Here is a 14,539-nt window from a genome sequence, read left to right on the forward strand (position 1 = left end):
GGGCCAGGTCCCACGCGGCCCGGAAAGGAAGGAGCGCCTTTCACCGAACCACGTGCCCACACTGATCTCCATACATAGCAGCTTAGTTGTCAAGAAGGGTTTGACGTGACGTTCTCGCACAGCAGCACGCCTTCGGAACACACCGGCCCCGCCGCAAAGGCAGGAGGGTTCAGCCGCCGCGGTGTGCTGAAGAGCCTGGCAGCAGCGGGATTCCTCGCCGTAGCAGGTGATGTCTTCCTCGCCGCACCCGCCCATGCCGCCACCGCTCCGCCCGTGATCCCGCCCCTTCCCGAGACGGTCTCCGGGGTAAGCAACCCGCGCGTTCCCGTCACCTCCGGATGGCGCTGGACATCCAGCCCTCCGGCATCGTTCTGGACATCCGGCACCGACACCTCCTCGTGGCACCCGCTCGACGTACCCGGCGAACCGGCCCTGCAGAACCAGTCCGTCCCCTCGGACACCGAATGCGCGTACGCGGTCGAGGTCACCGTTCCGGCGGATTTCGCGGGCAAGCGCGTCATGCTCCGCTTCGACGGCGTCTACAGCTATGCCCGGCTGTGGGTCAACGGCACTGCCGTACGCACCCACGACGGCGGCTTCACCACCTGGTACGCCGACATCACCTCCCTGGTGACACCGGGCCGCGCGGCCGTCGTCACCCTCGGCGTCACCGACCGGCCGACCAGCATCGCCGGCCAGTCCAACTACGCGCACCACATCATCGGCGGCATCCTGCGCGATGTCACCCTGGTCGCCCTGCCGGCTTCCCACCTCACGAGGCTGCACGCCGACACGACCTTCGACAGCGCGTACCGGGACGCCACGCTCACCGTGACGGCGGCCGCCTCGTTCCAGACGGGCCAGAGCGGAACCGCCACGCTCACCCTCACCGACCCCGAGGGCCGGACAGTCGCGATCACGCCGTCGAAGATCGACCTGACCGGCACGGATCCGCAGCAACAGGCCGTGATCCCGGTCAAGGCTCCCCTCAAATGGGACGCGGAACGCCCCCACCTCTACACCCTGACGGCTGAGTTCACCGCCGGGGGCGTGACCCAGACGGTGACCCGGAAGGTCGGGTTCCGTCAGGTCAAGGTCGAGGGAAACAAGTTGGTGGTCAACGGCAGCCCCGTACATCTGCTGGGCGTCTGTCACCACAGCATCACGGAGAAGCAGGGCCGTTCGACCAGCCCGGCCATGGAGGAGCAGGCCGCCCGGCTCTACAAGGAGGCGAACTGCAACTACATCCGCACCTCGCACTACCCGCCGACACCCGCGCTGCTCGACTGGGCCGACCGTCTCGGACTCTACGTCGAGGTCGAGGCGCCCGTCTGCTTCCAGCAGAGCACCGTCGACGACCCTGCCTACACCGAGCAGTACATGACGCAGTTCGCCGAGATGATCGAACGCGACCGCAGCCACCCCTGCGTGATCGAGTGGTCCGTCGGCAACGAGAGCGGTATGGGCCGCAACTTCGCCTCGGAGAACACCTACGCACACGAGACGGACCCGTCACGTCCCACGGTCTTCGAGGACATGGGCCAGAGCAACGGCGGCAATCAGACCGACATCTACAGCGGTCACTACCCCAACCTCCAGAACGCCAACGGAAACGCCAAACAGCCCATCCAGTACGGCGAGTTCGCCCATGTGCCGTGCTACAACGTGGGGACCCTGAAGGAAGACCCCGGGGTGCGCGACTTCTGGGGCCACAGCATCGCGAAGCTGGCGGACAAGTTCCGCACCACGGACGGAGTCGTGGGCGGCGCCATCTGGGCGGCCATCGACGAGGTGTTCCACCTGGCCAACGGGCCTGTGGGGTACGGCGAGTGGGGCATCATCGACCTGTGGCGCCGCCGCAAGCCCGAATTCTGGCTCACGCAGAAGGCCTTCTCACCGGTCCAGATCGCGGACGGTGTCCTCACCGGTATGACGCCGGGCGGGGCGATACGGGTACCCGTCAAGAACTGGCACGACCACAGCAACCTCGGCGAGCTGAAGGTCGGCTGGCAGATCGGCGACAGGTCGGGCACCCTCCAGGGCGTCGATGTCGCTCCCCGGCAGAGCGGCACCCTGACCGTCCCGGGCGGCGCCTGGTCGCCGGGCGACACCCTGCGACTCACCTTCCGGCGTGGCACGGCGCTCATCGACGAGTACCGGCTGTGGCTGAACACCCGGGCAACGCCGTCCTTCCCCAGCGACAGCGGCAGGGCGCCCGCCGTGAGCGAGACCGCGGACACGATCACCGTCTCGGGTACCGACGCCCCGTTCACGCTGGTGTTCGACAAGCGCACCGCACGGCTCGTCGAAGCGACCGCCGACGGCAAGGTGATCCTGACGAGTGGCCCGGACCTGGTGATCTCCCGTGCTGTTCCCGGCCAGTGGGCGGGAACAGCGGCGAGCGTGGCCACGACCGACGGCAAGGTGACCGTCACCCTGAAGGGGCACTTCGGCACCATCGACACCACCATGACGGTGGCCGTGAGCCCCCGCGGACTGCTGACCACGACCTACACGCTCGCCAATCCCGGCTCCGGCCAGATGAGCGACGTCGGCGTACGGTACGTCCTCGCCGACGGGACGGACACCCTGAGCTGGCAGCGGGACGCCCAGTGGACGGCGTACCCCGACGACCACATCGGCCGGGCCTCCGGCACCGCGACCCGGAACCGGGCCTCCGGCGCCGACGGATACCGTACGAAGCCGGACTGGTCGTGGTCCCAGGACACTCACAGCTACTTCCTGTTCGGCAAGGACAGCGCCGCACACTGGACCAATGACTTCCGCAGCGCCAAGGCGAACGTCAGGGTCGCCAAGGCCACCACGGGCGCGGCAGGACCGGGTGTACAGGTCGAGTCGGACGGCACCCACTCGGTCAGGCTGGCGCCGATGGAGCCGGCACTGATCGACGACGCATCCCCGGACATCGTCTACACGGGCTCCTGGACCCACGCGGACACGAGCTCGGGTTACACCGCCGGAGACCTGTTCGGCACGGAATCCTTCACAGACGCGGCGGGAGCGGCGGCGGAGCTGTCGTTCACGGGCACCGGCGTCGGCCTGTACTCCGCCCGGGCGGACAACCTCGGCATCGTGAAGATCTCGGTGGACGGCAAGCCCGCGGAAACGGTCGACCTCTACGGACCGGGGAAGGCTCCGGCCCAGCTCGTCTTCCGGAGCGCATCGCTGGCGTACGGCCGGCACACCGTCAAGGTGGAGTGCACCGGCACCAAGAACGCCTCGTCGAAGGGGGCCTTCGCGCTCATCGACGCGTTCCAGGTGGTGGACCCGGTCATCGACGACGCGTCTGAGCAGGTCATCTACTCGGGGTCATGGACGCACGCGGACTCGACCGAGTCGTGGACGGCCGGCGATCTCGGGCGCACCGAATCCTTCAGCAGAACCTCAGGTGACACGGCCACCGTCAGGTTCTGGGGCACAGGCATGCGCGTCATCTGCGCCAAGGGCCCGAACGAGGGAATCGCCGAGATCTCCGTCGACGGCGGGACCACCACCGAGGTGGACCTCTACGCATCGGGAAAGCGGTACCAGCAACGAGTTTTCGAACGCACTGGCCTGACCGAGGGCGAGCACATCGTCAGCGTGCGGGTGACCGGCCGCAAGAACTCCTCCGCGACGGACTCCCATGTGGTCCTCGACGCGTTCGAGACGCTGACGGGCGACGCGTTCCCGCGCCGGGCTCCCGGGGTCGCTCTGATCGTCAGCGCCCGGATCAACTACCCCGACCTGGCCTGGGGGAACTACATCGATCCTGCGATCACGCTGCCTGCCGGCTGGAGCGGCACGGCGCGGGTGCGACTGCTGCCCTGACAGCGGTCGGCTTCGCACCACAGACCGGGACAGCCGTTCGGGCCGCAGCACACTCCGAGGCCATGACCGCCCACTGTGCGGTGGGCGGTCATGGCCTCGGCCGCAGGGTCCACAGGGGTCCCGGCCGTGGTGGCGCTCCCCGCAAGGACCATCATCGACTTAGCAGCTTAACTGCTAAATTAACCTCGTTCGCCTTCGCCGTGAACGACGGAGCCGGCAGCTGCGACAGGAGCCAGTCTGCCCGGGACGCTCCGATACCCACCTCGACAGCATCCCGCCCTCCGCGCGGGACGGAGGGACCGACATGACTGACCTGACGAACGAAGTAGTACTGGTCACGGGGGCCGCCCGCGGCATCGGTGCCGCCGTCGCCACCATGGCGGCTGCCGCCGGTGCACGAGTGGGAGTGCTGGATATCGACGGCGAGGGCGCCCGGGAGACCGCGCGCCGTATCGGTCCGGCAGCGGGCTGGGCGGCGTGCGACATCACCTGCGAGGACCAGGTTCGCGATGCGGTGGCCACCCTGCGCGAGGACCTCGGTGCGCCGACGGGGCTGGTCAACAACGCGGGACGGAATTCCTACGCGGACGTGGTCTCGATGACCACCCAGCAGTGGGACGAGGTGTTCGGGGTCGACCTCAAGGGAGCCTGGCTCATGGCCCGGGCCGTCCTGCCCGACATGACGGCCCGGGGACGCGGCTCGATCGTGAACATCGCCTCGATGCACGCCACGATGACCTGCCCCGGCATGTTCCCCTACGCATCGGCCAAGGCCGGGCTGGTGGGCCTGACCCGCAGCATGGCACTTGAGGTGGGGCCACAGGGCGTCCGGGTCAACGCGGTCAGCCCCGGCTACATCGAGACGGACCTGCTGGCCGAGTACTTCGACCAGGAACAGCCGCACGTACGCCAGGAAGCGGTGGCCAAACACATCCTCGGCCGCCTCGGCACCCCCGACCAGGTCGCCTCCGTGGTCACCTTCCTCCTGTCCGATGCCGCGGGATTCGTGACCGGCGCGGACTGGGCCGTCGACGGAGGAGTGTCCGCGCGGTTCGCCTGAGGCACGGAACGGGTGTGGACGCGCGCTGCCCCCGAGATCCGCAGGCTACCGGCCCACGTGGCCGCGAGAGCCGATGACATCGGCGGCCCACTGGGGGATCCAGGGTGGTGCGAGCGTGCGACGTACCTGCTGGTCTTCGGCAAGACCTATCCGCACTTTCACGCGCTAATCACGGCGTGGGGCGCGGACGTTCCCGAAGCGCGGCGCCTACCAGTGCCCCCTACCGTAGGCGCACGCCAGGTCTACGCCTACTGCCCACGGCGTACGGCGCTCTTTTCAGATGGGTGGGAGCTTCCATCTGTCCACAACAAGCGCCGACGGATGGCGTGTTGCCGCTCGGACGGCCAAACCCACCGCTGGATGCCGTACGGGACTGACCCCGGGGGCGCGCCAGCGAAGGCGGTGAGCCAGTACACCTCCAGAAATCTGCTCCGCCTCCGCCGGTCCGGCTCGCGGCACGCGACGGCCCCGGTACGCCGAAGCTGTCCCGGGACCGTCATCAGCTCCTCGCGGCCGGGCGCCTGGTGTTGCCTACACGCCGGCCGACTGATCCTTGCGCCGATGGAGGAGGACCTGCGGCTAGGATCGGCCGCCCGCCGAACGGTGAAGCGTGGCCTTGAGCCCCGGGACCCGCTCACCGATTCTTCCGGGTTCTCGGTCAGCGGTGCATCTTTCGGTATTGCAACCTCCTTCACTTCTCGATAGCGCTGCCGCCTTCCTCATGTTCGCGCCTCTCGCGCTCGGAGAACCACGACGGCTGCGCCCCGTTCCGGCCCGATCGGCTGACGATGAACCCAGCCCATCTACCAGGGCAGATCCCAGACAGAGGGCGTGAGCCGGAAAGGTCCCCCGCGTTCACTGCTGCCGCTCGTACTCATCACTCCCGTGTGAATGCTGGTGCCTGCCGGCGTCCAGGCGCACCCGGTCGAGGCCGACCATCCGGGCGATGCGGTCGCCGTCCGGTTCCTGTGCCTGCCGGAGGCCGCCGTGACCCCGTCGTGAGGTAGTGGCGCGCCCAGGGCGCGGTTGGCAGCTCTGCGGACTGTCCTCGGTGATGCTGGGCGGATGGTCGAGCAAGCGTCTCCGCGGCGGGTCCGAGCCAAGCATCGCAGCCGGTTCCCCAACCTGATGCCACGGAGTGTCGCAGGGCAGGTGTTCCTGCTGCAGGTGGTCGTCGCAGTCCTGCTCATCGCTGCCACCATCGTGGTACTCGTCGTCCAGTCCCAGCACAACGCCACAGCCGAGGCGCGGGACAGGTCGCTCTCCGTAGCCGTGGCGTTCCGGGACGCACCGGGCACTGCTGCGGCGATGCAGTCGGCCCACCCGACTCGGGTCCTGCAGCCCAGTTCGGAGAAGATGCGCGAGGATGCTCACGTCGGCTATGTGGTGGCGTTCGACCCGAAGGGCATCCGCTGGTCTCACCCCGACCCGAGCCGGATCGGTGGTCATGTCACCGGTGGCTTCGGGCCCGCGCTCACGGGCAAGCCCTTCCAGGAGACGTTCGACAGCGCCCTGGGGCGGGCCGTCGACACGACGGTCGCGGTCTTCGATGCCAGGGGCCGGGTCGCCGGTCTGATCTCGGTGGGGATCTACGTCAAGAGCGTGAACGAGATGGTCGCGCACCAACTAAGTCACCGTGGAGTTACTGGACCCCGTACTGCGCGGTGAGGAACCCACAGGAGCGAACTCCGACATGCGCCGCACCGCGATCGCCGGGATCCGGGGCGATCACCCCCTGTACCCGGTGGGGGAGATGCTGCACTTCCCCGACGGCAGTACCGCGGCGCTCGGTGTGGCGGCCGGCCGGGCCGTGCTCGCCGCCGATCTCTCGGCCTCCGAGGGCTGGATCGCCGTGGATCAGCCACGGGCGCGTGCGGTCCTGGACTACGGCATCCACTCCTTGATCTCCGCCCCGCTGCAGGCACGCGGTGTGGTGCTGGGGAGCGTCGACTTCTGGCGCAAGGACAAGGGCCCCTTCGAGCCCGAGGAACTATCCGTTGCCGAGGAACTGGCAGCCCGGGCGGGTGTGGCCATCGACAACGCGCGCCGCTTCACCCGCGAGCACACCATGGCCGTCACACTCCAGCGCAGCCTGCTGCCCCGCTCCCTGCCCACGCATTCCGCCCTTGAGGTGGCCCATCGCTACCTCCCGGCTCAGCCGGGCGTGGGTGGGGACTGGTACGACATCATCCCGCTGCCCGGAGCACGGGTCGCGCTGGTGGTCGGTGATGTCGTCGGCCATGGCCTCCACGCCGCCGCCACCATGGGGCGACTGCGCACCGCGGTGCACAACTTCTCCGCCCTGGACCTGTCCCCCGACGAACTCCTCGCCCACCTCGACGCCCTCGTCAGCCGCCTCGACGCCGAGGGGGACAGCGACGTAGAGATCTCTGGCGCCACCTGCCTCTACGCCATCTACGACCCGGTCACCGGGCGCTGCACCCTGTCCAGGGCCGGCCACCCGGGCCCGGCCCTGGTGCTGCCGGACGGCACCGTCACCTACCCGGAGATCTCCGGATCGCCGCCGCTCGGCATCAACGAGGGCCTGCCGGTGGAGACCACCGATCTCGTACTGCCCGAAGGAAGCAGGCTGGTCCTGTTCACCGATGGGCTGGTCGAGCGGCGAAGCCGCGACATCGACGCCGGGCTGGAGGTCCTGCGTGCCACTCTGGCTCGGCCCGGCGACCTCGGCCCCGAGGCAACCTGCCAGTCGGTCCTGAACGCCCTGCTGACCGACCGGCCCACCGACGATGTGGCCCTGCTCGTCGCCCGCACCCGCCTCATGGACCCCAGCCGCGTCGCCGACTGGGATGTCCCCGGCGACCCGACCGCTGTCTCCAGAATCCGTGCGGAAGCAGCTCGGGTGCTGAACGGGTGGGGATTGGCAGACGCCACGTACACGACGGAACTCATCGTCAGTGAGCTGGTCACCAACGCAATCCGTTACGGCTCCCCACCGATCAAGCTCCGACTTCTGCACGACGACGACACCCTGATCTGCGAAGTCGCAGACGGCAGCAGCACCGCCCCGCACGTACGCCAGGCTGCCTTCACCGATGAGGGCGGCCGCGGCCTGTTCATCATCGCCCGGCTCGCGCACCGCTGGGGCACACGCTACACAGCACGCGGCAAAGTCATCTGGGCCGAGCAGTCCCTCGGCACCGAGGTACCCCACGACACCCTCAACGGCGAAGCCCTGCTCGACCAGTGGACGGACGAAGAGTGGTGAACGTCGGCGGGTCGGTGACGCCGTAGTCGTGACTCGGCGTCAGGGACGGCGACCGGTCTGCGGGGCGGGAGGACGAACCCTGGATGCGAGACCTCCGCTCAGCAGGATCACGGCCGCACAGCCGGCCGCCCAGGCCGAGAGCGCCCGCAACGGGCCACCGGCACCCGCGCCATGGAAATAGGCGATCGAGCGTACGGCATCCACACCCGCGCCGGGCGGCAATGACGGGCCCACAGCGCGCCAGAACGTGGGCAGCAACTCGGTGGGATAGACCCCACCCGAGCTCGGCACGCCGAGAACGACCACGAGCAGGAGCGCCAGACCGATTCCTAGCGCTCCGGCCAATTCGTACAGGGCGAAAGTCAGGGCTCCGACCGCCAGAACCAGCAAGGATCCGAGGGCCCACAGTGCCCAGAATTCACCCGGTACCGCGTTCAGCAGAGTCCTGGCCACCAGCGAACCGAGCAGTCCGGCAACAACGGAGTACGTCAGCAGCACGCCCGTGGTGACCGATGCACGTGATCCTGCGGGACGGCGCCCGGCACCCCATGCCTGCACCGACCCACACAGGATGCCGCCAAAACACCACCCCACAACGAGCGAGAAGGAGGAGAGAAGACGCTTGTCACCCGGCGCAATCGGCACCACGTCCTGGACACGAACCGTGCGGCCCTGGCGCCTTTCGGACACGATGACGTGCGTGGCAAGTTCCTTGGCCAGCAACGGGCCCGCACCACCGGCAACCAGCAACAGGTCCTCGTTGCCGGATCGGGAAAGGACGAGCGCACCGTCCACCTGACAACTGTGGATCTGGTCCACGGCAGCAGCCTCATCGGTCACCCGAAGCGGGTTTACCGGTTCCCCAGGGAGCAACGCAAGCTGGTAGAAGGCGTCGTCGGCGATCTGCGTCGTGGGAACCGTAATGGCGAGGGGAATCCGGTGAGGGACGGGATCGCGGAACGCGCCGATGCACGAAAGGACAAACGCCGTCGGGTGCGGCTCTACACCCACCCCCGCCAGGCCGGATTCAGACTGACCGCCTGACCGATCTTCACTTCAGAAGAGCCGCACCCTTCGGATTTCGCGTCGGCGTGCCCGGAATGAGCGTGCGCGTCTCGACCCGAGGGGTACGAACATCCATCGGGCCGAGGATCGCCAGGGTGAATGTGGGCGGCGGGCGGACCACACTCTCATCTGGGATGGGTCCCCTCTACGCCTCCAGCGCACTGGGCAGCGGGCACCGCCGGACCAGCACGAGTCGCACCACACGCTCCGGTTCACGTCCGCGGGCTTCCGCGCCTTCGGGCGCGCAGCTGGAACGGGCTCGCCGGCAGGCCGAGCGGGCTCAGCAGGAGGTGGAATCCGAAGCGGCTCCCTTCCGTCGGCGCCGCCCCCGCGCGCCGGCGGGAACACCAGCGGGCATGGTGCCACGGACACCGCCGCCGGTGCCGCCGCCGGTGTGCGCGCCAGGAACTCACCGCCTTGTGGGCACCGGGCTGCCAGAATGACAAAGTATCGAACATGCGAGCCAGTGACGGGTGTGCGTTCGCTGCATTCGGTCTGAACCGGCCCGTCGTCTCGCACGCCGGTGAGGGGCAGAGCGAAGGCGCGGACGTGGCGGGTCAGGATGGCCCAGCTTCGGGCAGACAGTGTGATGGCAGCGAATTGGCAATTCCCGGAGTCAACCGGCCCGGGGAGGGCTTGTCGGGACCGGTTCGCCGGCTCGGGCGGAGGAACCGGCACGGCGCCGGGCACCCCGGATCGCTTCTCCTTGGGTTTCCCCCCGTCCTGGGAGCTGTGGCGCGCCTGCCCTCGTGACCAGTGAGGAGCTGCGGATCGGACGGGAGGGGACGCCGCGGGGCGCGGGTCCGTTCACGGTCGCAGAGTCAGCCCGGCCGTACTGCGGGGTCAGTCGCCCGAGGAGCGCTCCGCGAGGGCGAGGGCGAGGGTGAACAGGTGCTGCAGGTGGGTGTTGCCGGTGCGGCGGGCCTCGATTTCCGCGCTGTGAAGGTGCCCGGTCGCGGCGAGGCGCAGGTCGGTCAGGGGGCGCTGGAGGACCGCGCCGGCGTGGTCGAGGTCGTACACGCGGCTGTGCCAGTCGAAATCGCGACGTTGGACGGGCTCGCCGACGGCCAGTTGTCCCGCGTAGGCGACGTACCGGCCGTCGGGGGAGGTGGTGATGAGGTTGAGGTGCTCGGTGCCCGTGAGGGCGGGTGGGGCCGGCCGCGGGGCGAGGGTATCGGGGTCGAGGAAGTGGACACGTCCTTCGCCGGGGGCCTTGCCACCGACAACGTCCCACTCCGGTACGGAGAACAGGTGCTCCATGCGCGGCGTGGCCCGTTCGACATGGGGCCGCATGTGCGATCCGCCGAGCTGCCAGAGGGTCAGCCCGCCTTCCTGGCCGGAGGTGAGCAGTTGGTTGCGGCCGACGAATGTCAGGTCGGTGATCGCGTCAGGCTGTACCGGTCCTCCGATGGCCAGGGCGCCGCCGAGGAGCGCGTCGGCGGCGACCAGGACGTAGCCGTCGCAGAGCACCAGCCTGGTCCCCTCGGGGTCCACGGCGATCAGGGTGCCGTTGGAGAGTCCCCAGGCACTGAGGTCGACCTGCCGAAGGGCATCCGGCGAGGCAGAGCCGAGGCCCTCGTCGACCAGGGCGACGGGAAAAAGGTGCAGGCCGGCTACGTAGCCGAAGAGCATCGTGGCCCCCCTGGCGCCGGCCATCGTGGCCGCTCGCGCAAGGATAGTGGTGCCCTGACCGGTGTGGCGGACGAGTTCGTACGTCCTGCCATGGCCGGGTGACCTGAAGGCGATGACGGTCGAGGCGTCGACGCAGGTGATCGAACTGTGATCGGGCGGGCCGGTGTGCAAGGTGCTCCGGGTGCCGGTGCGCAGGTCGAGGGTCTCGATCGTCTCCTGGTAGCCGTCGGCGGTCGTGGCGACCGCCAGGGCGTCGCTGCCGTGGGCGAAGGAGATGAAGTCCTCGTTGAAAAGGTCCAGCTCGGCCGGGAGCCGGGTGCTCGCGCCCGCGGAGGCATCGGCAATCAGAGTGGCGGTGCGGCGGGCGGGGAGTGAGCGGAGGGCCTCCAGCAGCGCACGGTCGACCGCGTCGGCAGGGTGCCAGCGGCGCACGGGGATGCGGTGGGCAAGCCGGGCGGCGTCGGTCAGCGAGCAACGGCAGACGGCCTCCCAGTACGTCGGCCAGTCCTGTCGGCGGGCGAACTGGTCGGCTACGCGGAGGAGGTTGTCGCGGGTGGCCGACAGCTCGGTGGCGCGGTCCCAGCCCGACACTTCGACCGTGGTGCCGGGCTGCAGCACGCGGTCCTTGAGGTGAACCCGTGGTGAGCGCGCACTGGCCTCGGGGTCCTGGGGTAGTCCGGCGGCCCGCAGGGCGTCGTTCTGGTTGTGCAGGGCGCCGACCAGGTCCCTCTCGTGCTCGTCGGGGTTCGCTGCGGCGAGCTGCCTCCAGAGCCCGACGGACTCCGCGCCGGCAGCCAGGGCCTCGTCGTGGGTGCCGACGGCCGTGAGGCTCCTGCAGAGCAGGCCGAGCGCGCCGGCGAGATGCTGCCGGTACGTCAGAGAGTTGTCGCCGGCTAAGCGGCGGTAGAGGCCAACGCACTCCGTGATGGCGGCGACAGCCTCCTCGTGGCGTGCGGCGTCGACGAGTTCGCTGCGGAGGTTGAGCAGGGCGAGGGCGAGGTCGTGCCGGTAGCGTATGGGGTCGGCGTCGGCCAGTTCGCGCCAGATCCGGACGGCTTCAAAGGACGTCTCGGTGCCGTCACCGGGCGTGGGGGCGGGGCCTCCCGCCTCGGCGCCGGACGGAGGCCGCTCGACGATGGTGTCGGTGTCGGCCGCGCTCCGTAGGGTCAGGGCCGCGGCGTTGGTCAGGGCGATGGCGAGGCCGGCCCGGAAGCGCGGGTCGTCGGCCTCCCGTCGGCGGTAATGCTCGATCGCCTCCTGGTTGGCCCGGTACGCCTCGGTCCACCGCCCTGCGCGTTCCAGGTGCGTGGCAAGGTTGGCCAGAGCGGTCGCGAGGTCGAGGTCGTACCGCGGCCGGTCCAGCCCGTGGAGGCGACAGAAGATCCCCACCACCCGTTCCTGGGCGGCCACGGCCTCGGTCCCCCGCCCGGTCTTCACGAGCAGGTTGGCGTAGTTGGTCAGGGACTTCCCGACGTCGACCTCGTAGATCTCCGGCTGCTCGACGGCCAGGCGTTCGAAGGCACTGACCGCCCGCAGCACGACGCGGACCGCTTCCTCCTGGCGGCCGAGCAGGCTGAGGTCGTTGCCGTGGTTGACCAGGACACCCGCCATCGCTCCGGGGCCGTCGGCCACGTCGAGCAGCAGTTCCAGCAGGCGGACCCGCAGGACGGCGGCGGCCACCTCCAGGTCGGCCGGGGTCGGGCGGGGCAACCGGTTGAGCACCTTGCCCAGCAACTCGTCAGGGATGGAGAGGAGGTTGGCTAGGGCGAGCAGGGCGGGCGCGCCGGCGGCCACGGCCAGGTCCGGATTCTCGTCCAGCAGCGGGAACAAGCAGCGTGGACCGACGTGTGGCCAGCGTTCGGCCGCCGCGGCGAGCATGGTGACGGCCCGGGTGGGCAGGTCGTCGTGGCGGGTGGTCACCGCGGCGTTCTCCGGGGCCCAGTGCTGCGCCGGGTACGCGGCGCGGTGGCCGGGCAGGGTCAGGGCGACGAAGTCCTCGGCGAGCCGGTCGGGGTAGAGCGGTTCGAGGACGGTGGCCCGCACGGGATCGGGTGGCGGGTAGCAGATCGCGTGGTCGGCGAGGACCTCGGCGGTGGGGCGCCCCAGAGACAGTGCGTTGAGGAGTGCGGTCCCGGAATCGGGGGACCGGGGGCCGCTGAGGGCTGCGCTGAAGACGGCCCGGTTCATCGTGGCGGGCGGAGTGGCGATCCGGCCGTGGTGCCTCTCCCGGTACAGACGTGCCCAGTTGAGCTGTTCCCGGTCCAGCAGGTAGAGGGCCAGTCTGGCGGTGCCCGGCAGGGCGGGTACGGCGGCCGGGTCGAAGGTGGCCGGGGGAACGGGCGCGGGCGGGGTACGGCCAGTGGCGTGCGCGTCGACTGCGACCAGGGCGGCCATGTGGACGGCCAGCACCAGACCGAACTCGGGGTGGCCCAGGTCGGCCGGGCCGTTGCGCGGCGGTGGGACCCCGTACCGAGCGGCGAAGCCGTTCAGGGCGGCCCGGTACATGGTGTGACGTCCTTCGGGCTCCGCGGCGGTGTCCCTGCTGGGACTGTCGGGGCCGTTCGCGACGAGCGGTGGCAACAGCTGCTGAGAGAACGAGACCTGCTCGTTCACCAGCGAGGCCCGTAACGCCGGCCAGATGTCCGTACTGCGGGCGATCAGCAGGATCCGCACTGGGAGATCGGTGCGGTGCAGCAACGCGTTGCTGAACAGCCAGGTCAGCGAGGACAGCGGCCACCGGTCGGCGTAGTCGACCAAGAGAAGCAGTCCGGCGGTGCCGTCCGGGCGCAGGTCCTGGCTGCCGGGCGGCGGCAGGACACCGCCCGGGCCCTCGACCGCCGCGGCCACCGTCCACCCGAGCTCAGCCATCTGGGCCGCGAGCTCGTGCGCCATCCGCGTCTTGCCCTGCCCGCCGGGCCCGTGCAGCCACCGGGCGGCCCGGCCTCGCTCCTGGGTGCACCACTCGCGCAGCTCCCGCAGTTCCTGCTCGCGGCCGGTGAACCCGACCACGGCGAACCGGGCGTTGAGCATCCGGCTCGGCTGCTCGCGCAGCCACTCGTCGTCGAGCGCGGGCGGCGGCCGCCACAGCTCCAGCACGTACAGCGGCGTGCCGTCCCCGAAGACGTGGATATCGGCGCCGATCACCCCGTACGCGAACCCGCCAGTGGCGGTGACGTACTGGGAACTCAAGCGCGCTCACTCCGCTCCTGATGGACAATCACGTTGCCACCCTGAGAGGCGAACACCTGTGCGTGATCGTGGGCGACGACGTGCATCACCCACTGCTGCTCCTCCTCGGGCAACGAACGCCGCATCCGCTCGGTGAGGTCGCTCAGCTCGCCCGCGAGTTCCGGGTGCTCGCGCAGCAGCTCCTGCACCCTCAGCTGCCAGGCCGGCAGCAGGCTGCGCCGGGCCGCCGCCGTGTCGTCGGCCCGCGCCACGAGGGCGGCGTCGCCGTCCAGCTGCGCCGCGACCAGTGCGATCCGGCCGTCCGCGGCGGGGACGGCCTCCGTCCCGCCCTCCTCCGGTGCCGTGCCGCCAACGGGCTGCGCCGCAGTGCCGTCCCGCGAGCTTGTGCTGGAACGCCCAAAGAGCCCCAGTACACCAGTCCGGGTGGCCTGCCAGGCATCCGTAGCCATGGCCCCGACGAGAGCTGCCGATCCCGCGGTGGCCAGCGCCACTAGTGATTCCGCCAGCATTCCCCCGCCGTTCCGCCGCATCCG

The 14,539-nt window shown here is 69.8% G+C and carries 7 protein-coding genes; 4 read left to right on the forward strand and 3 right to left on the reverse strand.

Translation table 11 applies throughout. The annotated features are described in order from the left end of the window. The first annotated feature begins 105 nt into the window (after window positions 1-105). The 4 genes from OG322_RS01425 to OG322_RS01435 all read left to right on the forward strand — a co-directional run bounded on the left by OG322_RS01425 (window position 106) and on the right by OG322_RS01435 (window position 8,120). Window positions 106-3,831: a glycoside hydrolase family 2 TIM barrel-domain containing protein gene (locus OG322_RS01425; RefSeq protein ID WP_123465000.1), complete on the forward strand. Its 3,726-nt coding sequence runs from the start codon at window positions 106-108 to the stop codon at window positions 3,829-3,831. 304 nt (window positions 3,832-4,135) lie between these two features. Then, window positions 4,136-4,891, forward strand: a complete 756-nt coding sequence (locus OG322_RS01430; RefSeq protein WP_124285814.1) for an SDR family NAD(P)-dependent oxidoreductase — start codon at window positions 4,136-4,138, stop codon at window positions 4,889-4,891. Window positions 4,892-6,043: 1,152 nt separating this feature from the next. Beyond that, complete coding sequence (locus OG322_RS41475; RefSeq protein WP_443066516.1) at window positions 6,044-6,559, forward strand: hypothetical protein; 516 nt, start codon at window positions 6,044-6,046, stop codon at window positions 6,557-6,559. Then, window positions 6,528-8,120 carry an ATP-binding SpoIIE family protein phosphatase gene (locus OG322_RS01435; RefSeq protein ID WP_443066517.1) on the forward strand — a complete coding sequence of 531 codons (1,593 nt, stop codon included), beginning with the start codon at window positions 6,528-6,530 and terminating at the stop codon, window positions 8,118-8,120. Before OG322_RS41475 ends, OG322_RS01435 begins: the two co-directional genes overlap by 32 nt. A 39-nt stretch (window positions 8,121-8,159) precedes the next feature. Here OG322_RS01435 and OG322_RS01440 read toward each other — a convergent pair whose 3' ends face one another. From OG322_RS01440 to OG322_RS01450, 3 genes are all read right to left on the reverse strand, one after another. Further along, window positions 8,160-8,939 carry an ABC transporter permease gene (locus OG322_RS01440; RefSeq protein WP_329305920.1) on the reverse strand — a complete coding sequence of 260 codons (780 nt, stop codon included), beginning with the start codon at window positions 8,937-8,939 and terminating at the stop codon, window positions 8,160-8,162. Window positions 8,940-10,028: 1,089 nt separating this feature from the next. Then, window positions 10,029-14,006: a tetratricopeptide repeat protein gene (locus tag OG322_RS01445; protein WP_329305921.1), complete on the reverse strand. Its 3,978-nt coding sequence runs from the start codon at window positions 14,004-14,006 to the stop codon at window positions 10,029-10,031. After that, window positions 14,003-14,455, reverse strand: coding sequence for a hypothetical protein (locus OG322_RS01450; RefSeq protein ID WP_124285811.1), 453 nt, complete (start codon window positions 14,453-14,455; stop codon window positions 14,003-14,005). The genes OG322_RS01445 and OG322_RS01450 overlap by 4 nt, the downstream gene beginning before the upstream one ends. Between the last annotated feature and the right edge of the window lie 84 nt (window positions 14,456-14,539).

Origin of the sequence: Streptomyces sp. NBC_01260 (genome assembly GCF_036226405.1) — a bacterium.
Classification (GTDB): domain Bacteria; phylum Actinomycetota; class Actinomycetes; order Streptomycetales; family Streptomycetaceae; genus Streptomyces; species Streptomyces laculatispora.